Source organism: Nannocystis punicea (assembly GCF_026965555.1).
Classification (GTDB): domain Bacteria; phylum Myxococcota_A; class Polyangia; order Nannocystales; family Nannocystaceae; genus Nannocystis; species Nannocystis punicea.
Genome location: NZ_CP114040.1, coordinates 3,871,369 through 3,897,246, shown reverse-complemented (window position 1 = coordinate 3,897,246; position 25,878 = coordinate 3,871,369). Strand labels below are relative to the sequence as shown.

The window sequence follows — 25,878 nt, the reverse complement described above, 5'->3', positions numbered from 1 at the left end:
TGCTGGCCGTCCACGCCCCCGGGCGCGGCCTGGTGCTGATGAGCAGCGCCGGCGACATCGCCTTGCTCAACGAGACCAACTTCGACATCGAGCTCGGCGCCCGCCTGACGAACCCGCCGAAGCCGGATGACGGCGCCTTCATCGCCGACGCGCGCGGCCGGTTGTGGCGGGTCGGCGTCGCCGACGAGGTCGGCGCGGCCATGTACGATCCCGGCACCGACGTGTGGGGGGTCGCCACGGTCACCGGCGACGACACCGGCGCCCGGCCCGGCGCCGCCACGGTCGTCGGCGCCGCCCGCGATCGCATCTACCTCGCGGGCGGCGGAGGCCGCACCGACCTCGTCGCTCTCTCGCTCGAGCCCGACGACAAAGGCGTGATCGCCCTCGCCCCCGTGGGGTCGCTCGACGGTCCGCGCACCGGGGCCCGCTTCCTCAGCCTGGCTCGCGGCGACGACGAGGTCCTGCTGCTCGTCGGCGGCGCCGAGGCCGACGCACCCGCGGTGTATTTCCCCGACGGGGGCCACGCCTTCGGGCCGGTCGGCGACTGGACGAACATCCAGTGCATCCGTCTCGACGACGGCGAAGATGAAGAAGAAGCGACGTTGCAGCTGCTCTGCCTGGGCGGGTCGCGCGGCGGACAGCCCACCGGCGACGCGCTGGTGCTGAACATTCCACCCGCCACAGGGAACACCGAGGTCGAGGAGCGGCCCGCACTCCTCAGCGCGCCGCTCGCAGATCCCCGGCTCTTCGCAGATGATCTGGCCGTGTACGCTCAGGGCGCCGCCCAGTGGTGGCGGGTCGATCGCAAAAACCTCGCCGTCGAGCTCACCGAGACCGTTGCGACCCGCGTGAACGGCGGCCATTCCATCACCCTGGGGACCGGTGTTACCTTCCTGGTTGGCGGCCGAGACCTGGACGATCGCGCTGTCGATCGCTGGTGGATCTTCGCTCCCAGCTTGGCTCCCATGTAGCCGTCACTGAAGGCGGCGTCCCCCGGAGGCTCTCCATGGCCGACACTCTGACGATCACCGACAACCGAACCGGCAAGACCTACGAGATCGAGATCAAGGACGGAACGATCCGCGCCGACGCGCTGCGCAAGATCAAGACGTCCGACGACGACTTCGGCCTGATGACCTACGACCCGGCCTTCATGAACACCGCGTCGTGCCGGTCCGCGATCACCTTGATCGACGGCGACAAGGGCATCCTGCGCTACCGCGGCTACGCGATCGAAGACCTGGCCGAGCAGTCGTCCTACCTCGAAGTCGCGTACCTCCTGCTCCACGGCGAGCTGCCCAACGAGGCCCAGCTGCGCAAGTGGACCCACGAGGTCACGCACCACACCTTCGTCCACGAGTTCCTCCGCAAGTCGATGGAGGGCTTCCGCTTCGACGCCCACCCGATGGGCAAGCTGGTCAGCATGCTCGGCGCGCTGTCCACCTTCTACCCCGAGGCGAAGAAGGTCCGCGACGACAGGACCCGCCGCGAGCAGATCGTCCGCATCATCGCCAAGATGCCGACCCTGTCGGCCTGGGCGTTCCGCCACGCCGTCGGCCGGCCGTACGTCTACCCGGACAACGAGCTGTCGTACTGCGGCAACTTCCTCAACATGATCTTCCGGATGGCCGAGCCGCGGTTCGAGCCGCACCCGGTGCTCGAGCGGGCGCTCGACATCCTCTTCATCCTGCACGCCGACCACGAGCAGAACTGTTCGGCCAACGCCGCCCGCGCGGTCGGCTCGGCCGAGACCGACCCGTACTGCAGCCTGGCCGCCGCCTCGGCCGCCCTCTACGGCCCGCTCCACGGCGGCGCCAACGAGGCCGTGCTGCACATGCTCAAGCAGATCGGCAGCGTCGGCGCCGTGCCGGAGTTCATCACCGGCGTGAAGAACGGCAGCGGCCGCCTGATGGGCTTCGGCCACCGCGTCTACAAGAACTACGACCCGCGCGCGAAGGTCATCAAGAAGCTGGCGCACGAGGTCTTCGAGGTTACGGGCAAGAACCCGCTCCTCGAGATCGCGCTCGAGCTGGAGAAGATCGCGCTGAACGACGACTACTTCGTCAAGCGCAAGCTCTACCCGAACGTCGACTTCTACTCGGGCATGATCTACCAGGCGATGGGCTTCCCGGTCGACATGTTCCCGGTCCTGTTCGCCATCCCGCGCGCCTCCGGCTGGCTGGCCCAGTGGCAGGAGATGCTGCAGGACCCGGAGCAGAAGATCGCCCGCCCGCGCCAGATCTACACCGGCGCCGAGCTCCGCCCCTACGTGCCGATGAGCGAGCGCGCCACCAAGCCCGCGACCTGAACCCTCGCACGTCGCTGAATCGCCGAAAGGGCCCCGCCGCACCGCGCCGGGGCCCTTTCTGCTCCTTGGCGGGCTCATTGAGCCGTCGGCTTTGCTCTGACACCGACCCTAACTATCAGCGCAGAGCGGGAGCGCGCCTTGGTCGGCGGGCCCGGGCGCTACTGGTCATCCGACTGCGCAGATCCTCGGCGTGATAGAGTGGCGGAATGAAGTTGCTCGAGGCGGTGGAAGCTGTTCTCCGCGACGCCGAAGGTCCTTTGGCGTCGAAGGAGATACTGAACCGTATTCGCCAGCATGGGTTATGGCGCGCAGAAGGTCCGAAGGCGAACGAGACCTTGCACTCGGCCCTCACCCTACACATTCAAGAAGCCGGCTCAGATTCTCTATTCGTCTGCCCGGCCCCCGGCCACTTCGTACTCAGAACGGCGCAAAACCGCGGACAATCCACGTCGGACATAGCGACGCGGAAGCTCGGCGTTCACGGCATCAAGACCCTCGCCATTCAACTCATCAAACAACATCCGGAGGGCATCCGCTACGGCCAACTCCAGACGCGGATTCTCGATCAATATCCAGAGACCCAAAGGAAAACGATACAGGCGTCGATCTGGAACCTGGACGCCCAGTTCCCTGACGAGATCGAGAAGCCATCTCGTGGACTCTTCAAACCCGTCATCAGAGCAGCGCCCGCCCAGCGCGATCCTCCCGCCGCGCCGACGCCCCGTATCCGCGAAGAGTCGTTCTACGACGCCTTCGCTGATTTTCTGGAGCGAGACCTTCAGGAGGCCACGGTCGCCGAATCGCTCGGGGGAGCAGGGCTTCGCACCAAGTGGAGCACTCCCGACGTCATCGGTGTCTACAAATCACAGCCTTCCGATCGTATCAAATTTCCTCACGAGATCATCTCGGCAGAGATCAAGATCGAGCCTCAGGCACCAGTCGTCGCGTTCGGGCAGGCCGTCGCCTATCGCCTCTTCTCGACCAAGAGCTATATCGTCATGCCAGAGACGATCGGAGAGGAGGACCAGGATCGCCTCGATGCACTGTGTATGCTGTTCGGGATCGGTTTCGTCCTGTTCAGCCTGAATCCGCAGCGACCGGATTTCAAGACCCGTATGCGTGCACAGCGATTCTCCCCGGACATGTACTTCGTCAATCAGTTCGCTGATGGCCTACATAGGCTTGACAAGGATCTGTTCAATCGTCTGTTTCAGTAGCACAACGAGTCGTGTCCGGGCTCGTAGTCGCCATTCGCCGCGTCGATCGCCCCTTCGCTGAACGCGATCACGCCGTCGCGCACGGGTCACCGCCGCCGCGCCAGCAGGTAGATGCGTTGACTGGCAAACTCGCGTGACGTGCTCGGCCCGCGCTCGAGCCGCGCCATGATCGAGAAACCAACGCGCTCGAGCCCGTCGATCACTTCTTCCGCGGCGATAAAGTGGCCGTCGAGGCCGACGCGCTGGCCCCACCAATCCTCGAGGCGGCGGGTCGATCCGGCCGGGAAGCCGACCGCCGACGTGTGCACCGACAGCAGCAGCGTCCCGCCGGGCCGCACCACGCGAGCCATCTCCGCGTAGGCCCGCGCCCGCGCGGCGGGCTCGAGGTGAATCACCGAATAGATGGCGATGGCCCCGGCCAGCGAAGCGTCCCCGAACGGCAGCCCCAGCATCGACCCTTTGATAAAATCGACGTCGAGGCCCTCCACACTCGGGTGCCGGCGTTGCGCCTCGGCGATCATCGCCGACGACAGATCGACCCCCGTCACCGCGAGGCCGAGCTCCGCGAGGAAGCGCGCCTCGAAGCCCGGGCCGCAGCCGAGGTCGGCGACCTTCGCCGCGCGACCGACCATCTCCGCGAACGCCGAGAGCAGCGCGCGATCGAGGATCTTCTCCGTCAGGTCATCGGCGAACTCGGCCGCGTAATGCTGCGCGACCGCGTCGTAGGTCGCCTCGATCTCCGCCTGGCCACCATCGTCCGTACCCGTCATCGTCCCTCGCTCTCGTTCGAACGTCCTGCGCTCCCGCGAATCGTCTGGCCGCGCCGAGGGGTTCCCGTCATCGGCTCCGCGGCCTGGCCGCAATGACTTTGCGCGCTCAGCCCTCCGACTCCTCGGCCTGCTCGGGCATGAACAGGTCGGCGACGACCAGCTCGATCGCCTCGAACGGCGGCACGCGGGCGACAGCGCTGCGGTCGTACGTCCCCGTCAGCACCCAGCGCCCGCGCTCGAGCGCGTACGCCTCGAGCACGGCCTCGACCGGGTCGATCAGCCAGTAGAAGGGCACGCCGTGCCTGGCGTACAGCTCCTGCTTGAACACGCGGTCGCGCCGCACCCCCCTGGGCGACAGGACCTCGCAGATCCAGTCGGGCACCACGTCGATGGGCCTCTTGCCCCAGGGCGACGGCAACCTTTCGCGCCGCCAGCCGACCACGTCGGGGCGGACCACGTCGTGGTCCGTGAACCGGACGTCGACCTCGACCACGATCCACCACCCGCCCGGACCTCCACGCCCACGATCGAACGGCCCGCGCAACCCGTCCACCACCCCGCTCTGCGCGTAGCTGTGCTCGAACAGCGCGCTCGGCTGCGTCACCAGCTCGCCGCCGAGGATCTCTGCCTTCACGTCTTCGGGCGTGGCGAGCAGATCCGCGTAGGTGGCGAGCTTCGGCGCGGCGGTCATGTTCGCCAGCATACACCATCCTCCAGGACCTCGCGCTTGCCGTCGCCGCGGCGCCTGATAGCCTGCGGAGGTGGCGACTCGCATCGTGGTCCTCGTTCTCGGCGCCGCGCTCGCATCCACCGGCTGCAGCGACGACTGCGGCGACGGCGAGTACCACGACGGCGAGATCTGTTTCAATGAACATGTCCTCGAGGTCCAGTCCGAGGCCAACAGTCCACTGGCCCTGCGCACGGGCGACTTCGACGGCGACGGCGTCGACGACGTCCTGGTCGTCGGCGCCGAGGCGGGCACCATCACCACCGACCTGCGGCGCGGCGACGGCGAGGGCGGGCTGGGCCAGCCGCGCGACGTCGGGGTCGCCGGCTGCAGCGCCTATCCGGTGGTCGGCGACCTCGACCTCGACGGCGCCGCCGACCTGCTGTTCCCCACCTGCGACGCCGGCGTGTTCGTCTACCGGGCCGACGGGGCCGGCGGCTTCGCGCCGGCAGTCGAGGTCGACGTCGGCGTCAAGATCCGCACCACCGCCGTCACCGACGTCGACGGCGACGGCCGGCGCGACCTGCTGGTCCTCGGCAGCATGTCCGAACAGCCAGCCCTGAGCATCGTCCGCGCCGACGCCTCCGGCGGCTTCTCGCCGCCGCACGTGCAGCTCGCGGTGGTCCCCGGCCTCGACGGCCTGCGGCCCGGGGGCTTCGTCGCCGGCCGCCTGCGCCGCGACGGCCCGGTCGAGCTGGTCCTCGCCGAGTGGGAGCGCAGCGACGGCCTCGCGCGGGCCACCATCGAGGCCGGCGTGGTCGGGCCCTTCGTCGCCATGACCACCGGCCTGCGCCCCGGCGGCCTCTACCTGCGCGACCTCGACGACGACGACATCCTCGACGTCCTCGTCCTCGACACCGCCCCCGCCGCCCTCGCGCCGCTGCTCGGCCCCGACCTGTCCGAAGGGCCACGTACCGACCTCGGCTCGCGCCCCGGCCCGATCGCCCTCGCCCACCTCGACGGCGACGGCAGCCTCGACGCCGTCCTGTTCCACGGCGACCGCCTCGGCCTGTGGCGCGGCGTCGGCGACGGCCGCTTCACCGCCGCGGTCCAGCTCGACTTCCCCGCGGAGGTCGTCGAGGTCGTCCTGCCCGACCTCAACGCCGACGGCCGGGCCGACGTCGTCGCCGGCCTGTTCCCCGACGGCGGCCTCGCCATCCGCCTCAGCGGCCCCTGACCGCGGGTCACCGGCGCGTCGCCGGCGGTCCTGGCAGCTGCCCCCCATAAAAAACGCGACGCTCGAGCGGCCTCGACAGCGATCGCCGCTCCGAAGCTGTCCTTTCGGCCAGCCGCGCGCCGTCCTACCGGCCCGTTGAGCTGACAGGTAGGGCCAATCGCCGTTCCGAGACTGTCCTACCGGCCACGCGACGTCCATTGGGATGACGGATGAAGAGCAGGTCGCGAGGTCAGAGGAGCGGGTTCATGAGCGGGCGCTGCGTGGCCGTATCAAGCCGACCGTGGCCGTGGCAGGGCGAACGGCTGCACTTCGGGCTCACGACCTTGTGCAGCCTCGCAGCAGTCCCGGTCGCATGCCCCGCGTCGGTCCTCCCGCTTCACGCTCGGGCTGCGTGGCCCATCGGGTCGCTGTCCGCGAGCGTCGCACCGCTCGCCGCGCCGTGCCTGACGCGTCGCGCCGGTCACCCTCGCCGCCGTCTCCGCGTCACCGCCCTCTCCCGCCGCCGCGGCCTCTTGCCTCCGCCTGGGCCCGCTCGCCGGCGCCTCGCTAATTTCGCGCGCCCGGCCGCCGCTGATACCCTTGGCCGCGCCATGCCCCCCTCGAGCTCCCCCCGCAATTACGAGTTCTCGGCCCCGGAGAACGTCATCATCCGTCAGTTGGTCGACGCCATGCGGTTCGTCGCCGCGGCCTCGCTGGCGGTGGGCGCCTTCGTCCTGATCCTCGGGATCGCCGGCCTCGTCACCCAGGGTCGCGCGGCCATCGGCCCGGCGCTCGGCGACTTCGCCGAGGCCGTCGTGTTCGTGCTCATCGGCCTGTGGCTGCAGCGGGCGGTCGACGCCTTCAACCGGGTCGTCGACACCAGCGGCGACGACATCACCCACCTGCTCGACGCCCTGCGCGAGCTGACCCGCGTGTTCTCGCTGCAGCGCACGGTCCTGGTCCTGGCCGCCATCGTCATCGTCATGGCGATCGGCATCCACGGCGTGCTCTCGCTCGGCTGAGCGTTCGGGCATGCCCCTCGGAGCATGCCCCACAGGACATGCCCCGCAGGACATGTCCCTCCGTCCACGCTACTTGCCGGCCGGCTTGCCGAAGAAGCGCGGCACCAGCTTCTGATAGAAGCGCTCGGGGGCCAGCCGCTTGAGCCGCCACAGCCACGCCCCGTCGGCGTGCGGCAGGGCGTAGAGCGTGCCGGCGGCGGCCGCGTCGAGGGCGAAGCGGGCCACCTCGGGCGCCTGCAGCTTGGCGCGGTCCATCAGCTTGCCCGCGCGCCGCGCCCCGTTGTTCTCGCCGTGGTGGCGGCCGGCGTCGATGATCCGCGTGCGGAAGAACGTCGGGCACAGGACCGTCACGCCGATGCCGGCCGGCGCCAGCTCGGCCGCCATCGTCTCCGACAGCGCCACCACCCCGGCCTTGGTCACGTTGTAGGGCGCCATCGTCGGCGTGCACAGCAGGCCCGCCGACGAGGCGACGTTGATCACGTGGCCGCGGCCCTGCGCGCGCATCTTCGGCACGAACAGCTCGCAGCCGTAGATCACGCCCCACAGGTTGACGCCCATGATCCACTCCCAGTCCTGCTGGGGGATCGCGTCGACCGGCCCGCTGGTGGCCACGCCGGCGTTGTTGATCAGCAGGTCGACCCCGCCGAGCAGCGACGACGTCGCGTCCGCCAGCTCGGCCACCGCCGTCCGCTGGGCCACGTCGCAGGCGCGCGCGTGGGCCTTGCAGCCGAGCTTCTCGACCATCGCGGCCGTCTCCTCGGCGCCGGCGAGGTCGATGTCGGCGGCCACGATCCGGGCGTTGCGACGGGCCAGCTCGAGGCACAACGCGCGGCCGAGGCCGCCACCCGCGCCGGTGACCACCGCGCGCACCGGCTTGTCGAAGGAGAGCGTCATGCGCGGCACGCTACACCAGATCGGCGGGCGGCTGCGGCTCCTCGTCCGGGCGGCGCGCGCGGCTCTGCCAGTCGGCGGGCGGCCACGGATCGGGCCAGTGGACCTCGACCAGAGTCAGCCCCTGCGGCGGCGCCGTGCGACCGGCGCGGCGGCGATCGGGCCGCGTCAGCAGCTCGGCGATCTGGCCCGCCGCTCGCCGCCCGAGCCCGACCTCGACCAGCGTCCCGACCATGATGCGCACCATGTTCTGCAAGAACGCCTCGCCGCGCACCGTGACAGTCACGATCGCCGGCGAGTCGCTCGCCGCCACCGTGCTGAGCCCGGCCGGCTCCTCCGGGGTGGCCGCCGCCACCTCGACCGCCAGGATCGTCCGCACCGTCGTCTGCGCCTGACACGAGCTGGCGCGGAAGCCGGCGAAGTCGTGTTCGCCGACGAACGCCGCCGCCGCCGCCTGCATCGCCGCCACGTCGAGCGGCCGCGCCAGGTGCCACTCGCCGCGGTCGGTGGTCGGCACGCGGTGCGGGGTGCAGCGGATCCGGTAGCGATAGGTCTTGCCGTCGTTGTAAAACCGCGGGTCGACCGCCCGGCCATCGGGCAACTCGCAGGTCCACGCGCCCAGCACCCCGACGTCGCGCGGCAGCTTGCTCGTGAGTCCGAGCACCACGCCTCGCTCGGGGATCGGGAGCGTCGGCTCGAACCCCACCAGCTGGCCCAATGCGTGGACCCCGGCGTCGGTGCGGCTGGCCGCCCGCGTCCGCAGCGGCCCCTGGTAGAGCTCCGCGAGCGCCGCCTCGAGCACGCCTTGCACCGTCCTGGTGCCCTCCTGACGGGCAAATCCGTGGAAATCGGTGCCGTCGTAGGCGAGCCGCAGCAGCAGCGTCATGAGCGCGGCCGCACCATCGACCGCCCCCGGCGACCTGTCAACTGAACTCGACATTCGTGGCACCTGGCGGTCGAAAGCAGCGCCCCGCGCGCGATTTCTTGCTACCCTCGAAGGCCCCCGGCGATGGACTTCCGCAAGACCTATTTCCTGCTGCCGAACCTGTTCACCCTCACCGGCCTGTTCTGCGGCTTCTACGCGATCTCGGTGTGCGCGCGGCTGAGCGACGAGGGCGGGGGCAGCGACGCGCTCTACAAGGCCTCGCTGGCGATCATGCTCGGCCTGTTCTTCGACGCCGCCGACGGCCGGATCGCCCGGCTCACGCGCACGCAGTCGGAGCTCGGCCTCCACCTCGACAGCCTGAGCGACCTCGTCACGTTCGGCGTCGCGCCCGGCCTCGTCATCTACCGCTGGGGCCTCGAGGGCTTCGGCCGCGCCGGCCTCTTCATCGCCTTCCTGTTCGTCGCCGGAGGCGCCTTCCGCCTGGCCCGCTTCAACGTCCTGTCGCTGCGGGCCATCGACGAGAAGCCGGGCAAGTACATGCTCGGCCTGCCGATCCCGGTCGCCGCCACGGTGCTGATCTCGACCGTCATGGCGTTCCACGCCATCGGCATCAACCAGACCACCAATCACATCCTCGTCGCCACCCTCGTCACCGTCCTGTCCTACTTGATGATCAGCCGGGTCCGCTTCCGCTCGATGAAGGACCTCAAGCTGACCAAGCGGACCACCGCGGTGGTCGGCCTGCTGCTCGCCAGCGGGGTGCTCGTGGCCGTGCGGATCTCCCGGCCCGCGGTGCTCATCCTGCTGGTCGGCTGTTACATCACTCTCGGCCTCATCGAGGAGATGTACCTGCTGCGCAAGGGCCGGGTCGAGCGCCTGCGAGCCGCCCGCGCCCAGGCCCTCGCGCCCGCCCCGACCGAGGAGGTCGCCAGCGAGTCCGAGGTCCTCGCCGAGCTCGGCATCGACGACGAGGCCTCCGCCCGCGCCACGCCCGGCCCCGAGGGCGTGGCCACCGCCTGAACTTTCGGCCAGGTCCGCTCGCGGCCTCGCCCCCGCCGCGTCACCGCCTGCCCCTTCGGCCAGGTTCAGGCGCCGGCTCGCGGCGCGATCTTACCACCTGACCATTCGGCCAGGTCCCCTGGCTGCACCGCTCACGGCATGTCCCTTCGGCCAGGTTCCCGGGCCTCGCGGCGCCGCTTCACCGCCTGCCCCATCGGCCAGGTCCACGCGCCGACTCGCAGCACCACCTGACCGTTCGGTCCTGTCTCCGCACCTGCCGCTTCAACCAGCCCGCCGCGCCAGCCGCAGGCCGGTCGCCAGCAGCAGCGCGTACAGCAGCAGCTCGAGCAGCTCCTGGGCCGCGCGCTCCCACGCCGCGGACATGTTGCCGGCCACGAACAGCGCCGCGACGGCGGCGAACGCCCACCGCTCGTCGCGGAGCGGCGCGAGCCGGCCGAGCCATCGACCTGTCCCCGGGGCCAGGTAATAACCGACCAGCGGCAGCGCGAACAGCAGGTACGACGACCCGCGGGCGGCGTTGTGCATGTTGCGGTGGCCGAACACCGCCGCCACCCGCTCGCCGGCGGCCGTCCAGCCGTACACGCTGCCCCAGTCGATCTCCTCGACCAGCACCAGCGCCAGGAACCCCGCCATCGCCAGCGGCACCGCTCGCCTGCCCGCGCTCCGGCCCGCGAGCGCCCACGCCACCACCGCCGCCGCCAGCACGGCGTGCGACGCGTGCTCCGCCGGCCCTTCCTTGGCCAGCACCTCGCGGGTCGCGTCCGGGCTCGCCAGCGCCGACACGACCGCCGCGGCCGCGATCGCCACCACCATGAGGGTCCGCGGGAGCACGGCGGCAGCATAGAGGATCTCGCATCGGCTGGGTCCGGTCCGCGTGGCGCCGTCACGGCGGACGTCGGCCGAAGCTTCGCACACCCGCTCGCTGGCGCCGTGTCGCGACCGGGCCCACAAGCAAGGGGCCTCGGAGCCGGGCCGCGGACCTCGCGCCAGGACGACCCGCCCGAGGCGAGGCAGCGCGATGCCCAAGCTCGGCACTCAATCTCCGTCCAGCGCCCAGCTGCTCGAGCAGCGGACCCCGCACGCGGCCGCCGAGCCCTCGGCCCCGCGCGCGCCGTGGCTGACCCCCGTCGTCCTCCCCGCGATGGTGGTCCTGCTGGTCGCCACCGTCCTGATCTACGTGTTCGCCGCGCGATGACCGACGATGACGACCCCGCCGCCCAAACATGTCCCCGGGGACAGAGACGCGCCGAGCCCCGGCGCGGGGGAGCCTCATGTCCCCGAGGACAGGCGCACGCTCGCCGGCCCGCGCGAGGAGACCGTCATCCCGCGGCTCGAGGAGCGGCTGCGGGTCGGCACCCGCGTGCGCGAGCACGGCCGCGTGCGCATCGACAAGACCGTCGAGGAGCGCGACGAACCGGTCGAGCTCGCCGGCGTCGAGGAGCACGTCGTCAGCTGGCGGGTCCCGGTGGGCCGCCCGGTCGAGGCGCCGGTGCCGGTCCGCTACGACGGCGACACCATGATCCTGCCGATCCACGAGGAGGTCGTGGTCGTGCAGAAGCAACTCGTCCTCCGCGAGGAGCTGCACGTCCGCGTCCACCGCGTGCACTTGCACGAGCAGCAGACGATGCGCCTCCGCTCCGAGGCGATCTCTATCACCCACAACCCTACCACCCCAGGAGAAGCCGCCATGAAAACCGTCATCGGCCTGTTCGATGATTTCAACGACGCTCAGGCGATCGTCACCGCCTTGCTCAAGCGCAACATCGATCGCGCGGACGTCAGCGTCATCGCCAACAACCTCGAGAATATCCCGATCAACCTCGACAAAGATCCGGCCGAGGGGCGCCACGAGGCGATGGCCGAGAGCGCCAAGACGGGCGCAGGCACCGGCGCGATCGTCGGCACCGGCGTCGGCGGCGTGCTCGGCTTCCTCGCCGGCATCGGCTCGATCTTCATCCCCGGCATCGGCCCGATCGTCGCCGCCGGCCCGCTGCTGGCGGCCCTCACCGGCGCCGGCGTCGGCGCGGCCGCCGGCGCCGCGCTCGGCGGCCTGGTCGGCGCGCTGACCCAGGCCGGCGTGCCCGAGCACGACGCCCACTTCTACGCCGAGGCGGTGCGCCGCGGCGGCACCCTCGTGCTGGTCCAGACCTCCGACGAGCGGGCCGCCGACGTCGCGTCGATGATGAGCGGCTCGGGCGCGGTCGACGTCGACCGCCGCCGCGAGCACTTCCACTCGACCGGCTACAAGGGGGGCTTCGAACCGACGGCCAAGCCCTACACGATGGAGCAGCTGCAGCGCGAGCGGCAGACCTACCGCGCCCAGCCGGCCGCCACCGGGGCGACGATGCGGGGGCAGCAGCAGCAGACGCCGCAGACCCAGCGACCGAGCGAGACCGCCGGCATGACGGGCGCCGCGCGGCAGACCCCACAGGCCGCCGGCGCGCAGCAGAGGACGGAGCAGCCGCACTTCAAGGACACCTCGATGGAGATGAAGGTCGTCGAGGAGGACCTGCTGGTCGGCAAGCGGGTCATCGAGCACGGCCGCGTCCGGATCTACGCGCACGTCAGCGAGCGCCCGGTCGAGGAGCAGGTCAGCCTGCGCGAGGAGCACGTGACCGTGAAGCGCCGCCCCGTCGACCGCCCGGCCACCGGCGAGGACATGAACGCCTTCCGCGAGTCGTCGGTCGAGATGACCGAGTACGCCGAGGAGGCGGTGGTCGCCAAGGAGGCGCGCGTGGTCGAGGAGGTCGTGGTCGGCCGCGAGGTCGAGACGCACACCGAGACGGTGCGCGACAAGGTGCGGCGCACCGACGTCGAGGTGGTCGAGGAGCAGACGCCGGCCAAGACGGTGTCGACCACGCCCATGCACAAGGTCGCGAGCACCGGCACCGGCACCGGCACCGGTCAGCCCTCGACCACCAACCGGCCGACGCCGCCGCCGCCGCCGCAGGGCCAGAAGCGGCGCGCGTCCGGCGGCTGACCCGCTTACCCGCGAGGGTTGCGGCGATAGGCCGGGCCCTCGCCGGACATGATCGAAAGAACATGTCCGCTCCGATCCGCGCCCCGCCAGGGGCGCGGATTTTTTCGCTATCCTCGCGCGCGGTGCCGCCCGTGATCGCCTTCGCCGCCGTCGTCGTCGCGTTCGCGCGGCGCTGGCAGGTCCGCGGCGGCCCGCTGGCGAGCGCCGAGTCGATCGCCCTGGTCGCCGCGCTGAGCCTCGGCGGCCTCGGCCTGCTGGCCGCGCTGCTGGCCGTGGCCGGCATCTTCTCCGCCCCGTCGTTCTCGTTCACCGCGATCGCGCTCGCGGTGCTCGCCTGGCCCTGGGGACAGAGAGGACCCACGCGTCGCCGGACCCGCTGCTGGCCGCGAGCCGCGGGCCTGACCGCGCTGCTGCTGGCCGCCGCCGCCCTGCGCTGGCCGCCGATCCCCGCCGACCTCGGCGGCCGCGATCAGGGCACCTACGTCCTCCGCGCCCGCCACACCCTGCGCACCGGCCGGACCGGCCACACCGACCCCGTGCTCGCCCGCGCCGGCGCCGAGGCCGAATTGCGACCTGGCCCCGGGGACATCCTCGGCCTCTACCACGCCGACCGCAGCCCGGCCCGCGTCGGCCGCTACGAGGGCGCCTACCGCCCCGGCTTCTACCTCACCCGCCGCGACGCCGGCGAGGTCGTGCCGCAGTTCCTGCACCTGCATCCGTCGCTCCTGGCGCTGTTCGGCCTGGTCTTTGGGCCATGGTCGATGGGACTGGTCGCCCCGCTCGCCGGCGTCCTCTCGGCGCTCGCGCTGTGGGCCCTCGGCGAGCGCCTGTGGCCGCGCGCGGGCGCCTCGTGGCTGGCCGCCGGCCTGTTCGCGCTGTCGCCGATCGCCGTTTGGACCGCCCGCACCCCGCTGACCGAGTCGCTCACCGGCCTGTTGCTGCTGGCCGCCGCCCTGGCGCTCGCCCGCGGCCTCGCCCCGAGCACCGACGCGCAGCGAGCCCAAGGGATCGCGTCCGGCAATTCGGCCGACTCGAGCGCGCGCAACCCCGCCGTCGCCACCGACGATTCCGAGCCGACCCGCGGGCCCGCCGCGAGCGCGCGCGACCTCGCCGGCACCACCGCCGTCGCCGAGCCGACCCGCGGGCCCGCCGCGAGCGCGCGCGACCTCGCCAACACCACCGACGTCGCCGAGCCGACCCGCGGGCACGCCGCGAGCGCGCGCGACCTCGCCAACACCACCGACGTCGCCGAGCCGACCCGCGGGCACGCCTCCGGCACGCGCCCCACCGACGACTTTCAATCGCCCCGCCGCCACGCCTCCGCCGACTCGAGCACGCGCGACCCCGCCGACGCCACCGACCGCAGCATCCGGCGGACCGGCCTGCACGCCGCGCTGGCGGCCCTCGACTCGACCTCGCGCGTCGCAGTGACCTCCGACCCACGCGACCCGAGAATCACCGCGCTCGACTCGACCGCTCGCGGCGCCCCCGATTCGACCGCCCGCCTCGCCGGCGCCGCCGCCTCCGCCTCGACTCTCGGCGACGTCGCCCACGGCCGCGAGCTCACCGCCGCCCTGCTGCTCGGCCTCGCCGGCTTCGTCCGCGGCAACCTGTGGCTGTCCGCCCCGGCGCTGCTGGTCGTGCTGTGGCTGCGCACCGAACCTGACCTTCGGCGCATGTCCGCTCCGACATTGCTCTCGGGGCTCCTGCTCGCCAGCCTCGCGCTCCACCTCGCCACCGGCTACCCGTACCTGCACGACGAGTTCAAGCGCCAGCTCGGCCCCGTCACCGGCCTGTCGCCCGCGGGCGCAGTCGTCCTCGGCCTCGGCGGCATCGTCGTCTACCTCGCCCTCGACGCCGCCCTCGACCTCGTCCGCGGCCGCGTCCGCCGCCTCCCCCTGATCCTCGCCGGCCTCGCCGCTCTGGCCGCGCTCGCCTGGTGGCTCCGATGGGCCCCCGGTCCGCCGTGGAGCCGGCTCGACCCGGCGCTGCCGCTGCTCGGCGCCCCCTTGCTGATCGCCGCCGGCCTCGGCCTGGTCGCCTTCGCCGCCTGCGCCCGACCGCCACCGCCACCAGCGTCTGGCTGCTCGCGCTCGCCACCTTCCCCGTCACCGCGCTCGCCCTCTACGCCCAGCGCAACCTGCCCCAGGCCGGCCTCTACTACTACGGCCGCTACCTCGTGCCCGAGCTGCTGCCGGCCGCCTGCCTGCTGGCCGCGCTCGCCCTCGCTTCTGTCCATCGGTTCCTGTCTGAACGCACAGGTCTCAAGCGACATGCCCGATGGGTCAGCCTCGCTCTCGGCCTCGGCCTGCTGGCCACCCAGGCGCTGCCGTACCTGCGGGCCCCGGCCACGCGCCTGCAGGAGTTCGCCGGCGCCGAGCGGATGATCGACGACCTCGCCGCCGAGCTGCCGGAGCGCGCGGTCGTCCTGGCCGGCGGCGAGGGCTGGCACCACGTCCACGTGTTCAGTCAGCTGGGCGGCGCCCTCGCGTTCGGCCACGGGCGCACCGTCCTGCCCTACCGCAGCCGCGAGGCCGCCTACGCCGTCCTGCACGAGCTGCTGGTCGCCGGGCCCGCGGCCGGCGGCGAGCCCCCGCCGCCGGTCTACCTCCTGCTCGGCGAGGCCACCCACCCGCTGCGCCTCCCCGGCGCCGCCGCCCCGCTCGCGCTCGTCGACGACCTCCTGCCGCCGCCGTTCGTCGCCCGCCCGGTCGCCTTCGCCGAGCTCTACCTCGACCGCCTGACCCCCGTCGACGAGCGGATCCCCGACCGCGTCACCCGCACCGACCTGCGCGTCGGCCTGCTCGAGGTCCGCGTCGACCCGGCCCGCCGGGCCGCCGTCCGCAGCTGGCGGATCGACAACGGCCGCGCCGAGGGACCTGGCCCTTTGAACCTGTCCTCTTATTACTTGCCCGACGGACAGACGTGTCTCGACGTCGAGCACCCGCTGGTCCTCGACCTCCCGCCCGGCGACGGCCCCGGCTCGCTGGTCCTGGTCGCCCAGCCCGGCGGCGACACCCCCGGCTGGCGGGTCGTCGTCGACGGCCGGACCGTCCCCCTCGACCCGCCGGGCCCCGGCCCTGCCCGCGCCCGCGACACTCTCGGCCCGATCGCCTTCGCCACCCCGCCGCGCCGCGTCGAGCTGTGGGGCAGCCAGCGCCCGCGCGACGACCTCACCTGCCCCTACGGCGGCCTCGCCGAGGTCCGCCTGCTCGGCCCCGACCGCGGCCCCGACGACCGCACGCCCGCCTGGACCCGCACCTACAGCCCGCCGCAGGACCTCGGCCACCGCGTCACCCCGGCCCGCTTCGCCCCCGGCCGGGCCCTCACCCGCCTGCGCGCCGGCCTCGACCCCGCCCGCGAGCTCGACGGCCCAGCGCTGGTGGTCCGCCCCGGCACCCCGCTGACCTTCCCCATCGAACATGTCCCGAGCGCCACGTCGATCACCCTCGCAGTCACCCTGCGAGGCGTCCGCCTGAGCCCGGTCGGCCGCGTGCGCGTGCTGGCCGACGACGTGACGCTGCTCGAGCTCGACCCGCCCGACAGCCACGACGGCGCCTGGCACTCGCCGCCGACGCCGGTGGTCCTGCCGAGCCGGGCCCCGCAGCTCCGCGTCGAGGTCGTCGATCCGGAGCTCCCCGACGCCCACGTCGCCCTCCGCGACCTGGTGCTGCTGGCCACGCCGGGATAACAGCGTTACCTGTCCCTCGGGACATTCTGACCCCCCGCCGCATCGGAGGTCGCTTGACCGTCCCGCGACCGCCGCGGTACCGCTGAGCCATGTTCCGCCCGACCCCCCTCAAGCTCATCCTCGGCCTCGTGCTGGTCGCCGGCGCCTGGTTCGTCGCCAGCAACTCGCACTTCGACATCTTCCCCTGCACCAAGACCACCGAGGACAACCGCACGGGGCGCCTCGACACCAGCAGCAGCACCTGCAGCCTGCTTCAGACCCAGGGCGACTACTACCAGCCGCCGGAGAGCGCCAAGCTGACCGAGGCCGGCTGGGCCACCGTCGCGGTCGTCCTCGGCCTGGTCCCCCTGATGCTCGGCTTCGCCATCGGCTCGCGCTTCTCGAAGAAGTGAGCGGGCGACTGTCCGATCGGGCATGTCCCAAAGGCCATGTCCAATAGGACCTATCCCGGCTAAGCGGCGCGCAGCCAGCCCTTGCCTGCCAGAGTATCCCAAGCGAGGCGGATCTGGTGCTCGCTGAAGCGCCGCTTGCGCGCGTTCCAGCGGTAGACGAGCTCGATCGCCGCGTCTGCTCCCGTCGCCATTTCCCGAGTTGCGACCCAGTGCACAGTCGCCAGGAGTTCCATGCCGAACGGCGTCTCGAACCCTTCGACGAGCTCGACCACACGCTCGAACAAGGCGTTCGTCGCGGGCGCACTCGCGAGGAACCGCCTGGCGTCATCGATCGCGCCCGGGACGATTTCGAGAAGCTTGTCGGGGGCATCCCCCCCGTCCGCGTATCCCGACACAAAGTGCCCCTCGATATGCTTGAGCACGTGGCGCAGGTTCTCGGCGTAGGGCCCGTACGTCGCCTTGGTGTAGCGCAGTCGCAGCTCCTCACCGGCCTCCTGCGCGAAGTACATCAGCTTGTGAACTTCGAGGAGCGAGATGAACGGCTCCATCAAGCCGGCGAGATAGCTGTGCATGAGCCCGATGAGCACCGCGCGACCCGAGGTCATCTTCGGCACCGAGACAGAACGGGCCATCACGTCCGCAGCGGGTGCGCCGGCCGGTCCGTACACGAGCACACGAACATCCGGAAGGTCGGCGAAAGCTCGTTCGATCCGCGGCCGGACATCGTCCCACGACAGACCTCCCAGACCGCAGCCGAGCGGAGGGACAGCGATCGAGCGGATCCCGCGGCCTTGAACCTCGCTGACCAGCGCCCCCAGCCCCGCTTCGACATCTTCGATCCGGCTCTTGCCCCGCCAGTGTCGCTTCGTCGGGAAGTTGATGATGTAACGCGGGTTCATCAGCTGCCCGGTCGCATAAACCAGCATGCGCCCAGGCTGCACCTCTTGCCGCTTGCATGCCGCTTCGTACGCCTTGAGATTGCCGGGATAGGCGCGGCTGAACTGCGCGGCGATCCCACGGCCCATGAAGCCCACGCAGTTGACCGTGTTGACGAGCGCCTCCGCGTCCGCTCGCAAGATGTCGCCCTGAACATGCGTGATCATGGAGCCTCTAGTAATACCAGCCAGGCTGGAGCTCGAGGCGTGGCTTGTGCCCCGCCGATGCGAGAAGTGTTGCACACTTGTGGTAGATCGCCTTGTCGTGGACCCCGATTCGCTCGATCAGGGTCCACGGGAACGAATCGTGGACCAGGAATTCGGCCTGCTTGGCTTCCTTGACCGCCGGATCCTGGAAATTCCGCTCGTGCACCGCATCCCAGTCCAGTTCGCCGAGCTGCGACAAGTCTGCGCTGAAGCTTGCGTAGCGGGCGCCGGCGTTCGAACGGCTGAAGGCCCATGGGCGCCTCGCGCGCCGCGCCCATGCTACAACCTCGTGCACGTCAGCCTCGAGATGCACGATCGGCTCCTGGCCGCCACGATATGCGAGCTCTGGATGATAGCGCTTTGAAATCACGTAGAGCATGACCGAGCGCGGACAGAAGTAAAACGGGACGAACTCGCCGACAGTGCACGGCGCATGACAGGGGATCGTCAGCTCGAGCCGCCGCTGTTTGATCTTCGAGATCCCGATCGTCGCCGAGGGTCCGCCACGCTGGATCATCGCAGCGTCGGACCACAACACGCCTGCGTCGAGAATCCCCGCGAGATTCTCCACATGCGTGATGTGATAGATCTTCGGCCGTGCGGACAGAACAGCCATGCCATGGTCTCGCCGCCCGCAGCAGCGAGCGGCGTCCCTCGCACGATAACGGGTGCGGCGCCGACAAGCTGTGCGTTTGCTCCCGCATCACCATGCTCGACCGCGACTGGGGACTGAGGTGCTCACACCACGGATTACCTGGCCGATCGGACAGCTCACGGTCCCTCACCCGCCCGCGGGCGAGCGATTGAGCCAGAAGAACACCCGCCCCTCGCTGCCGACCTTGAGCACCGCGCCGATGTCGATGCGGCCGTCGCCGTCGTAGTCGAGGGGCTCGAGGTCGACGATTTCGCCGCTGACCTCGCCCGCGGGCGCGAGCGCGTAGTCGACCTGGCCGGGCGTCAGGTCGGGGGTCCGGATCAGGACGCTGACCCCGTTGAGGCCGGTGCCGTCGACGTCGTGGGCGACGGCGATGTCGACCTCGCCGTCGCCGGTGAAGTCGCCGAGCACCGCGTCGCGGATCTCCTGGCCGACGTCGAAGTACTGCGGGTCCTCGAACAGCAGCGGCTCGCTGCGGCGCTGACGGACGACCGAGAGCCCGCGGGCGGCCGGGTGCACCGCGACCAGGTCGACATCGCCGTCACCGTCGAGATCGTCGAGCAGGACGCGGCGGATATCGTAGCGCGCGAGCGGGATGTCGAGGCGCTCGGGATCCTGGGGCTGGCCGCCGAACGCGTCCTCCTGCACCAGGTAGACCGCCAGCGACTCGTGCTCGCTGTCGATCGGCCGGTGGGCGAACACGATGTCCTCGAAGGCGAGCCCGTCGAGCTGGGCGACGTTGACCGCGTGCACGCCGGTGAGCTCGGGGATCTGCAGCCCCCCCCGCTTCTGCGCCGCGAACAGCACCCCGCTGTCGGCCTTCACCACCATCCCGTCGAGCGGCTCTTCTTCGGGCTTGCCCTCCGGCGGCGGCCCGCTATCGCAGCCGATCGCCAGCCCGGCCGCCTGGTTCGTGCCGACCACCTCGGGCGCCTCGATGCTGTTCGGCGCCGGGCAGTTGCCCCACGGGAACAGCGTCGCCGCCTCGAACTGCTCCTTCACCGCGAGCGCAAACACGTCGCCGCCGTTGTGGAACCCGAACACCTTGCCGGCGGTGCCGCTCATCGGCTTGCCGGCGGTGACGCCGAGCAGGTCGTCGCCGTGCTCGCCGCCGTCGAAGAAGCGCGCCGCGGTGATCGCCTCGATCTGGCCGTCCATCTCGAGCTCGGCGCTCAGCTTCGTCTTCTGGTCGCGCGTCGTGTGGATCTGGATGCGCCCGAGGTCGAGGAGGACGGCGAAGTCGTTGTCGACGCCCTCGTCGTCGAAGTCGCCGCGCAGCAGCCGGCGCGGCGCCACGGGCATCTGCAGTGGTTCGCCGGCCCGCGGCATGCACAGGTAGTGGGGCGTGTGGAGGCCGTCCTCGCCGGCCCTGTCACCGCAATCGGGCAACGGCTCGACCTGAAAGCAGCTGGCCACGGCGATCGCGGCGACGGGGAGCGATACGAAGCGCGCGCGCATGGACCTCCGCTAGAACGCGACCGCCAGGCCGCCGGGGCGCAGCTGGGCGCGCCGCGGTCCGGCCTTGCCGCCGCGCGCCGCGTCGACTGCGACCAGCACGACGCCGGTCACCAGCAGCGCGCCGCCGACCCCGATGCCGGCGAACGCGAGCGCCCGCGCGGATTGATGGCTGTCGGCGTACTGCTGCTCGCGCGCGGCCGACAGCGGCACGTACTGCCACTCGTCGCGCCGCTGCTCGTCGATCCGCGCCGCGCTGACGAGCCCGAGCGCGCCCAGACCTGTCCCGAGGACCAGGCCGCCGCCGATCAGCGCGTAGCCGGCGATCCCGGCCGCCCGCGGCCGGTACGGCTGCTTCGGCGCCGGCGGCTCGGGCGCGGGCGCCGGCGCGGGCGCCGGCCCCTCGGGCTGCGGCTCGGCCTCGGCCTTGCCCAGCCCGGCCAGCTGGACGTCGATCGCCGCGACATGGGCCCGCGCGTCGCGGCTGTCGCCGCCGGAGGCCTCGGCGATCTTGGCGAAGTTGAGGAACAGCACCCGCGCCTGGCGCAGGTAGGCCGGGTCGGGCTCGAGCTCGTAGCGCTTGCTGTAGGCCTGGCCGAGGTTGTAGAGCAGCGCCTCGGCGTGGCTCAGCTCGTACGCCGCCTCGAACCGCGCGATGGCGACGTCGAACTTGCCGAGGTTGTAGGCCTTCGAGCCCTCCTCGAACAGCCGCTGCGCCTCGGCCTCGTCGCTGGCGGCCGGCGCGGCCTCGGGCTGGCGCGCGGTCGCCGGGGCGGCCACCGCGAGGCACCCGGCGATCGCGGCGGCGAGCCGACAGCAGCGCGCCAGCGCGGGAATTCGGCCGTTTCGACGCGTCCGTCCGCGCGAGAGCACGACCGACGCTACCACCACCGGCGAAGCAGCGACAAGCGACCTGCGTTCGCGCCGCGCGTTATCGACCGCACGTGCGCACCGGCGCCGCCCGACCTTCACGACCGCGGTCCGACAGTGCCACACTGAACCGCCGGCGCCTGCGCGCGCACGGAGCCGCGATGTCCGAGCCGACTGCGAAGACCCTGCCGAGCGACGCCGCCGCGCAGACCCTCCGCCCCGACGATCCCGGCCCCGCCGCGCCCGGCAAGGACCCGCGGATCGGCGATCTGCTGAAGGGCACCTACACCATCGAGCGGCTGCTCGGCGCCGGCGGCATGGGCTCGGTGTACCTGGCCCAGCACGCGCTCATCCGCAAGAAGGTGGCGATCAAGATCCTCGCCCCCGAGTACGCGCACAAGCCCGAGCTCAAGGAGCGGTTCTTGCGAGAGGCGCGGGCCGCCGCCGCGATCGACCACGACGGGGTGATCGAGATCCACGACTTCGGCGAGACCGCGGGCGGCGCCGCTTTCTTCGTCATGGAGTACCTCGAGGGCGAGGACCTGGCCGCGGTCATCCGGCGCGAGGCGCCGCTGCCGTGGCCGCGCGTGCGGGACATCGCCCTGCAGCTGTGCCGCGCCCTCCAGGCCGCGCACGCCCGCGGGATCGTCCACCGCGACATGAAGCCGGGCAACTGCTTCCGCCTCGACCGCGACGGCCGCGACGTCATCAAGATCCTCGACTTCGGGATCGCCAAGCTGCAAAACCCCGACGAGGGGGTCGGCCAGGCGCTCACGCGCACCGGCATGATCTTCGGCACGCCCGAGTACATGTCGCCCGAACAGGCCCAGGGCGAGCGCCACGACCACCGCGTCGACATCTACGCCGTCGGCGTGATCCTGTTCGAGCTGCTCACCGGCAAGCCGCCCTTCATCGCCGACACCTTCATGGGCTTGCTCAACAAGCACATGTTCGACGCCCCGCCGCGACCGCGAGACGTCGCGCCGCAGGCCGACATCCCCGCCGCTGCCGAGGCAGTGGTCCTCAAGGCGCTGCAGAAGGACCCGGACCTGCGGTTTCAGACCATGGACGAGCTGGCCGTCGCGCTCAAGGGCGTCGACGCCGGCCTCGCCCCCGAGCTGGTCCCCGAGACCCTCAAGGCCAAGCCGGCCCGCGGCGCGCCGATGCAGTTCCGCGGCGCCGACCGCCCGTCGCGCCCGACCCTGCCCGAGACCACCGCGCCGGCCTTCCCGGCCCCGTTCGCCCCGCCGCCCCGCCGCCGCTGGAACCTCGCCCTCGTCGCCGGTCTCGCCGGCGCCGTCCTGGCCGCCGGCGCGCTCGTGCTGTTCACGAAATCTGAACCTTCGGACAGCGCCGAAAGGACAGGTCCCAAGGAACATGCCCCGGTGGCCAGCTCGCCGGATCTGCTGCCGCTGCCCCCGCCGGCCCCCGTGCCCACCCCACCGGCCCCGCCGCCCGCGCCCGACCTGATCGCGCCGGCGTTCTCGACCGTGACTGTCCGGATCGACACCGCCGGCGTCGCCGCCGAGGTCCTCGACGAGCACGGCGCGCTGCTCGGCCATACCGCCGATCCGCACGGATTGCTCCTCCCGCGCGGCGAGGCCGAACGGGTCCTCCGCCTGCGCGCCGAGGGCCGCGCCGAGACCCGATTGAAGCTCGTCCCCAGCGAGAACCGGACCGTCGCGGTCGCGCTCGAGCCGCTGCACCCCGGCAAGCCGACCGCCAAGAAGGGCAGCAAGAAGCCCGAGACCAGAGCGGAGCCGCCGCCGCCGCCCGCCGCCGAGCCCGCGCCGAAGCCGAAGGCCGAGCCCAAGCCGACGACCTCGCCCGACCTGATCTCGCCGTTCAAGAAGTAGGCACCGTCATGGCGCTCGAGTTGTTGCGAGACGACGAGCCCGATCCAGGTCACCCGGGTGACGGCGACGCGTGGCAGGGCCCGCTCGCATGGCAGCGCCGGCGCGGCGAGACCGTCGTGAGTTACTTCCGCGGCGTCGCCCGCCGGGCCGAGCCGATCGTCCTGCCCGACGGCACCCCGGCGACCGCGACCCGCGTGCTCGAGGACCTGCAACCCGACGCCGACGAGGCGACCGCCTGGGCCGTGGTGTCGCTCCCGCACGACCTCATCGGCGGCGCGCTCGCGTTCGCCGGCGACGGACCGGCGCGCTTCGTACCGGACCCATCTCGAACGGTCGTGACCTTCTTCGAGCTCGCGCTCGCCGGCAGCATCGACGTCGCGCTCGCCCTCACCGACCTCGACTTCGCCCGGGCGCTGTACGCCGCCCTCGGCAACATGACCTGGCTCGGGCCCGCCGGCGTCCGCTTCCAGTGCTCGCTGCGCAACGCCGGCGCGGTCGTGGCCGCGTTGCGCGGCCGCGGCGAGAACTACCTCCCGTTCTATTGCAGCGCGAGCGAGGGAGTCGTTCGTCCCGACGTGGCCGCCGCGATCGCCCCGCTCGGTTGGCGACCGCGCACCGCCGCCGATCGCCGGGCCGACCACGCTCGCCTGCAGACCCTGCTGACGGGGTGGATCGCCCGGCCCGCGCGCCACGTCTCGCCATGGTTCGAGCTCTACGCCGCCGGGGCCGCCGCGCGGACGCTCGCCGATCCCGACGCGATGCCCCCCGAACCGCCGGCGAACTGGGGCGACGATCTGCTCTGGTGGCTGGCCAGGTCGGCGCGAGTGAGCGCGCAGGAGTACGCGCTGGCGTGGGACCTCGCCGACGAGAGCTACGCCGAGGGTTTCGGCCCGCGCATCGTCCTCGACGCCGTCGAGCGCGAGACCTGAGCTCGTCCCCGGAGGTGCGGCCCGCTGCTGGCCGATCGGACATGACCGATCGGACAGCCATGTTCGACCGCCGGCCTCCCGTTGTCGCCCGCCCCGGCTCCGTGCGATCCTCCGCCGCGATGCGCCGCGAGCTCCTGTTCGCCCTGTTCGCCCTCGCCGCCTGCAGTCGGGCGACGTCCGTCGAGCCACCCCCGCCTTCGGACTCGCCCCCGCCGCCCGACTATGCGGTCGCCGTCCGCCCCGCCCATGGACCGCTCGAGACTGCGATGCTCGCGTCGCGGCCGTTCGTCTTCGATCCCGCGCTCGACTGCGTCGCCGCCGGTCTCCTCGACGCTTCGCCGCGGCTCGACCCACGCGCGCATCGTCACCGGCTCCCGATCGCCTGCGGCTCGCCGCTGCTGGTCGTCGACGCGCGGATCGTCGAGCCCGACGGCGTCGACGCAGCGCTCGCCGAGCTCACGAAACTCTTGCCCGGCGACGACCCGATCGCGCTCGGCACGGCCTCGTTGCCCGCCGGGGCGCTCCTCCTCGTCGCCGCCCGCCGGACCGTCGAGCTCGCGCTGCCCCGGGCCGGCGCGACCCAGCTGTCCGGCCGACTGCTCGTGCAGGCCGACGCCCTGCGCCTGTACCAGGCCACTCCTGCCGGCGTCGAGGTGCGCGACGTCCCGCTGCAGGACGGCCGGTTCGCGCTCGCCCTCGATCCATCAGCGACTGCCGCCGACCTCGAGCTCGCCCTGGTCGTCGGCCGCAGCACCGGCCCGGCCGCGCGCGTGCGCCTCGGCGACGGCGCGGGCCTCGTCGACGTCGCCGCGCCGTCCCTCGCCCTCGCGGTCGCCGAGGCCCGGCGCCGCCTCGGTCGTCCGCCGCTGGCGCAGACCGGCGATCCAGGCGATTGCGCCGCCATCCCGCCGGCGGTGGACGGCGTCGACGTCACCGATCGGGCCCGCTGCAGCGCTCTGTGGTCGATCGCCGTCGAAGACGCGGCGACCGAGCTCGGCTATCGCCCGCTCGAGCTCCACGCGCTGCTCGAGCCCGACGCGGCGATCGTCCAGGTCGCCGCCGCGCCGGTCGGTCCGCGCGAGGCCGGGGTCGCGCTCCGCGTCCTGCGTCGCTTCCAGGCCCTGACACCCGCCGCCGGCCGCGAACTCGTGCTCGCGCTCATGCGTGAGCGCTGGCCCGCCCTGCGCGAGCGACCGGCGCCCGCCGGCGAACTCGCGGCGATCCTCGACGCTCTGCGAACCCGACCCGACGACGCCGCGATGGCGACCCTCAAGCCCGGCGTCGACCGGATCGCCGCCCGCTGGACCACCACCCGCAAGTTCTACAGCGGCCTCGCCTCCAGCCGCGACCTCGCGGCCCTGCTGCAGCTCGTGCGCCCCGCTGTCGCGCCGCTCGCGGTCGACCTCGCGTTCACGCAGGCCCGCGGGACCGACGGTGCGATGCGCCACTTCATCGCGTTCGTGCTCGAGCTGCCGCCCGACGCGCCGTGATCGCCGATGCACGGCACCGGCGCAGCCGTCCGTGCCTCGTTGTGCTCGAGCTCCCGCCGACGCGCCGTGCTCGCCGATGCACGGCACCGGCGCAGCCGTCCGTGCCTCGTTGTGCTCGAGCTGCCGCCGACGCGCCGTGCTCGCCGATGCCCGGCACCGGCGCAGCCGTCCGTGCCTCGTTGTGCTCGAGCTGCCGCCGACGCGCCGTGCTCACCGATGCACGGGCAGCACCGGCGCAGCGTCCGTGCCTCGTTGTGCTCGAGCTGCCGCCGACGCGTCGATGCTCGCCGGGCGTGGCCTGCACTGTCGTGACGCGTTCGTGCTCGAGCGGCCCGCCCGTCGCGTCGTGCTCGCCGGGGGCTTGGCCTGTCCCCGGTGGTCCTGCGGGGCGCCGCTGGCCGTCGAATCACCCGCGCGTGAG

At 72.1% G+C, this 25,878-nt stretch carries 21 protein-coding genes; 12 read left to right on the top strand and 9 right to left on the bottom strand.

What is annotated here, in order from left to right; all coding sequences use genetic code 11:
* Positions 1-1,006: 1,006 nt before the first annotated feature.
* Positions 1,007-2,308, top strand: coding sequence for a citrate synthase (locus tag O0S08_RS14980; RefSeq protein ID WP_269039821.1), 1,302 nt, complete (start codon positions 1,007-1,009; stop codon positions 2,306-2,308).
* 206 nt (positions 2,309-2,514) lie between these two features.
* Entirely contained in the window at positions 2,515-3,525 is a 1,011-nt protein-coding gene (locus O0S08_RS14975) for a winged helix-turn-helix domain-containing protein (RefSeq protein WP_269039819.1), read from the top strand.
* Positions 3,526-3,611: 86 nt separating this feature from the next.
* On the opposite strand, the gene O0S08_RS14970 is transcribed toward O0S08_RS14975, so the two are convergent.
* Together O0S08_RS14970 and O0S08_RS14965 are read right to left on the bottom strand one after the other, a co-directional pair.
* The gene (locus O0S08_RS14970) at positions 3,612-4,295 is read right to left on the bottom strand and encodes a class I SAM-dependent methyltransferase (protein ID WP_269039818.1); all 684 of its coding nucleotides are present in this window, start codon (positions 4,293-4,295) and stop codon (positions 3,612-3,614) included.
* A 106-nt stretch (positions 4,296-4,401) separates the two neighbouring features.
* Positions 4,402-4,986, bottom strand: a complete 585-nt coding sequence (locus tag O0S08_RS14965; protein WP_269039817.1) for a Uma2 family endonuclease — start codon at positions 4,984-4,986, stop codon at positions 4,402-4,404.
* 70 nt (positions 4,987-5,056) lie between these two features.
* Here O0S08_RS14965 and O0S08_RS14960 point away from each other — a divergent pair, with 70 nt between their 5' ends.
* Together O0S08_RS14960 and O0S08_RS14955 are read left to right on the top strand one after the other, a co-directional pair.
* Positions 5,057-6,199, top strand: a complete 1,143-nt coding sequence (locus tag O0S08_RS14960) for an FG-GAP repeat domain-containing protein (RefSeq protein ID WP_269039816.1) — start codon at positions 5,057-5,059, stop codon at positions 6,197-6,199.
* Positions 6,200-6,789: 590 nt separating this feature from the next.
* Positions 6,790-7,200: a hypothetical protein gene (locus O0S08_RS14955; protein ID WP_269039815.1), complete on the top strand. Its 411-nt coding sequence runs from the start codon at positions 6,790-6,792 to the stop codon at positions 7,198-7,200.
* 69 nt (positions 7,201-7,269) lie between these two features.
* Here the strand turns inward: O0S08_RS14955 and O0S08_RS14950 are convergent, their stop codons facing one another.
* Together O0S08_RS14950 and truA are read right to left on the bottom strand one after the other, a co-directional pair.
* Positions 7,270-8,094 carry an SDR family NAD(P)-dependent oxidoreductase gene (locus O0S08_RS14950; protein ID WP_269039814.1) on the bottom strand — a complete coding sequence of 275 codons (825 nt, stop codon included), beginning with the start codon at positions 8,092-8,094 and terminating at the stop codon, positions 7,270-7,272.
* 10 nt (positions 8,095-8,104) lie between these two features.
* Positions 8,105-8,977 carry a tRNA pseudouridine(38-40) synthase TruA gene (truA, locus tag O0S08_RS14945; RefSeq protein ID WP_269039813.1) on the bottom strand — a complete coding sequence of 291 codons (873 nt, stop codon included), beginning with the start codon at positions 8,975-8,977 and terminating at the stop codon, positions 8,105-8,107.
* A 123-nt stretch (positions 8,978-9,100) separates the two neighbouring features.
* Between truA and pssA the strand changes: the two genes are divergently transcribed.
* Positions 9,101-9,997 (top strand): CDP-diacylglycerol--serine O-phosphatidyltransferase, encoded by an 897-nt coding sequence (gene pssA / locus O0S08_RS14940; protein ID WP_269039812.1) that lies wholly within the window; start codon positions 9,101-9,103, stop codon positions 9,995-9,997.
* A gap of 261 nt (positions 9,998-10,258) precedes the next feature.
* Here pssA and O0S08_RS14935 read toward each other — a convergent pair whose 3' ends face one another.
* The gene (locus tag O0S08_RS14935; protein WP_269039811.1) at positions 10,259-10,828 is read right to left on the bottom strand and encodes a hypothetical protein; all 570 of its coding nucleotides are present in this window, start codon (positions 10,826-10,828) and stop codon (positions 10,259-10,261) included.
* Positions 10,829-11,015: 187 nt separating this feature from the next.
* On the opposite strand from O0S08_RS14935, the gene O0S08_RS14930 reads away from it, so the two are divergent.
* The 4 genes from O0S08_RS14930 (at position 11,016) to O0S08_RS14915 (ending at position 17,060) form a co-directional block, all read left to right on the top strand.
* Positions 11,016-11,192 carry a hypothetical protein gene (locus O0S08_RS14930; RefSeq protein ID WP_269039810.1) on the top strand — a complete coding sequence of 59 codons (177 nt, stop codon included), beginning with the start codon at positions 11,016-11,018 and terminating at the stop codon, positions 11,190-11,192.
* 6 nt (positions 11,193-11,198) lie between these two features.
* Positions 11,199-12,977: a YsnF/AvaK domain-containing protein gene (locus tag O0S08_RS14925; protein ID WP_269039809.1), complete on the top strand. Its 1,779-nt coding sequence runs from the start codon at positions 11,199-11,201 to the stop codon at positions 12,975-12,977.
* A 122-nt stretch (positions 12,978-13,099) separates the two neighbouring features.
* Positions 13,100-15,364 (top strand): hypothetical protein, encoded by a 2,265-nt coding sequence (locus tag O0S08_RS14920; RefSeq protein WP_269039808.1) that lies wholly within the window; start codon positions 13,100-13,102, stop codon positions 15,362-15,364.
* 1,393 nt (positions 15,365-16,757) lie between these two features.
* Positions 16,758-17,060, top strand: coding sequence for a hypothetical protein (locus O0S08_RS14915; RefSeq protein WP_269039807.1), 303 nt, complete (start codon positions 16,758-16,760; stop codon positions 17,058-17,060).
* A 59-nt stretch (positions 17,061-17,119) separates the two neighbouring features.
* Here the strand turns inward: O0S08_RS14915 and darG are convergent, their stop codons facing one another.
* The 4 genes from darG to O0S08_RS14895 all read right to left on the bottom strand — a co-directional run bounded on the left by darG (position 17,120) and on the right by O0S08_RS14895 (position 21,092).
* Positions 17,120-18,163 (bottom strand): type II toxin-antitoxin system antitoxin DNA ADP-ribosyl glycohydrolase DarG, encoded by a 1,044-nt coding sequence (gene darG, locus O0S08_RS14910; RefSeq protein WP_269039806.1) that lies wholly within the window; start codon positions 18,161-18,163, stop codon positions 17,120-17,122.
* Positions 18,164-18,170: 7 nt separating this feature from the next.
* Positions 18,171-18,818 (bottom strand): type II toxin-antitoxin system toxin DNA ADP-ribosyl transferase DarT, encoded by a 648-nt coding sequence (darT, locus tag O0S08_RS14905; RefSeq protein WP_269039805.1) that lies wholly within the window; start codon positions 18,816-18,818, stop codon positions 18,171-18,173.
* 165 nt (positions 18,819-18,983) lie between these two features.
* Positions 18,984-20,315 carry an FG-GAP repeat domain-containing protein gene (locus O0S08_RS14900; RefSeq protein ID WP_269039804.1) on the bottom strand — a complete coding sequence of 444 codons (1,332 nt, stop codon included), beginning with the start codon at positions 20,313-20,315 and terminating at the stop codon, positions 18,984-18,986.
* Positions 20,316-20,324: 9 nt separating this feature from the next.
* Complete coding sequence (locus O0S08_RS14895) at positions 20,325-21,092, bottom strand: hypothetical protein (protein ID WP_269039803.1); 768 nt, start codon at positions 21,090-21,092, stop codon at positions 20,325-20,327.
* A gap of 251 nt (positions 21,093-21,343) precedes the next feature.
* On the opposite strand from O0S08_RS14895, the gene O0S08_RS14890 reads away from it, so the two are divergent.
* The 3 genes from O0S08_RS14890 to O0S08_RS14880 all read left to right on the top strand — a co-directional run bounded on the left by O0S08_RS14890 (position 21,344) and on the right by O0S08_RS14880 (position 25,457).
* On the top strand, positions 21,344-23,038 hold the full coding sequence (locus tag O0S08_RS14890) for a serine/threonine-protein kinase (RefSeq protein ID WP_269039802.1): 1,695 nt from the start codon (positions 21,344-21,346) through the stop codon (positions 23,036-23,038).
* A gap of 8 nt (positions 23,039-23,046) precedes the next feature.
* Positions 23,047-23,967 carry a hypothetical protein gene (locus tag O0S08_RS14885; RefSeq protein ID WP_269039801.1) on the top strand — a complete coding sequence of 307 codons (921 nt, stop codon included), beginning with the start codon at positions 23,047-23,049 and terminating at the stop codon, positions 23,965-23,967.
* A gap of 119 nt (positions 23,968-24,086) precedes the next feature.
* Positions 24,087-25,457 carry a hypothetical protein gene (locus tag O0S08_RS14880; protein WP_269039799.1) on the top strand — a complete coding sequence of 457 codons (1,371 nt, stop codon included), beginning with the start codon at positions 24,087-24,089 and terminating at the stop codon, positions 25,455-25,457.
* Positions 25,458-25,878: the final 421 nt, after the last annotated feature.

Bases quoted from the DNA above. Each gene is read 5' to 3' on its own strand.
- O0S08_RS14970 (WP_269039818.1), bottom strand. From the start codon at position 4,295: ATGACGGGTACGGACGATGGTGGCCAGGCGGAGATCGAGGCGACCTAC.
- O0S08_RS14925 (WP_269039809.1), top strand. From the start codon at position 11,199: ATGACGACCCCGCCGCCCAAACATGTCCCCGGGGACAGAGACGCGCCG.
- darT (WP_269039805.1), bottom strand. From the start codon at position 18,818: ATGGCTGTTCTGTCCGCACGGCCGAAGATCTATCACATCACGCATGTG.
- O0S08_RS14900 (WP_269039804.1), bottom strand. From the start codon at position 20,315: ATGCGCGCGCGCTTCGTATCGCTCCCCGTCGCCGCGATCGCCGTGGCC.
- O0S08_RS14955 (WP_269039815.1), top strand. From the start codon at position 6,790: ATGCCCCCCTCGAGCTCCCCCCGCAATTACGAGTTCTCGGCCCCGGAG.
- pssA (WP_269039812.1), top strand. From the start codon at position 9,101: ATGGACTTCCGCAAGACCTATTTCCTGCTGCCGAACCTGTTCACCCTC.
- O0S08_RS14950 (WP_269039814.1), bottom strand. From the start codon at position 8,094: ATGACGCTCTCCTTCGACAAGCCGGTGCGCGCGGTGGTCACCGGCGCG.
- O0S08_RS14975 (WP_269039819.1), top strand. From the start codon at position 2,515: ATGAAGTTGCTCGAGGCGGTGGAAGCTGTTCTCCGCGACGCCGAAGGT.
- truA (WP_269039813.1), bottom strand. From the start codon at position 8,977: ATGACGCTGCTGCTGCGGCTCGCCTACGACGGCACCGATTTCCACGGA.
- O0S08_RS14915 (WP_269039807.1), top strand. From the start codon at position 16,758: ATGTTCCGCCCGACCCCCCTCAAGCTCATCCTCGGCCTCGTGCTGGTC.
- O0S08_RS14965 (WP_269039817.1), bottom strand. From the start codon at position 4,986: ATGACCGCCGCGCCGAAGCTCGCCACCTACGCGGATCTGCTCGCCACG.
- O0S08_RS14980 (WP_269039821.1), top strand. From the start codon at position 1,007: ATGGCCGACACTCTGACGATCACCGACAACCGAACCGGCAAGACCTAC.
- darG (WP_269039806.1), bottom strand. From the start codon at position 18,163: ATGATCACGCATGTTCAGGGCGACATCTTGCGAGCGGACGCGGAGGCG.
- O0S08_RS14930 (WP_269039810.1), top strand. From the start codon at position 11,016: ATGCCCAAGCTCGGCACTCAATCTCCGTCCAGCGCCCAGCTGCTCGAG.
- O0S08_RS14890 (WP_269039802.1), top strand. From the start codon at position 21,344: ATGTCCGAGCCGACTGCGAAGACCCTGCCGAGCGACGCCGCCGCGCAG.
- O0S08_RS14885 (WP_269039801.1), top strand. From the start codon at position 23,047: ATGGCGCTCGAGTTGTTGCGAGACGACGAGCCCGATCCAGGTCACCCG.
- O0S08_RS14880 (WP_269039799.1), top strand. From the start codon at position 24,087: ATGCGCCGCGAGCTCCTGTTCGCCCTGTTCGCCCTCGCCGCCTGCAGT.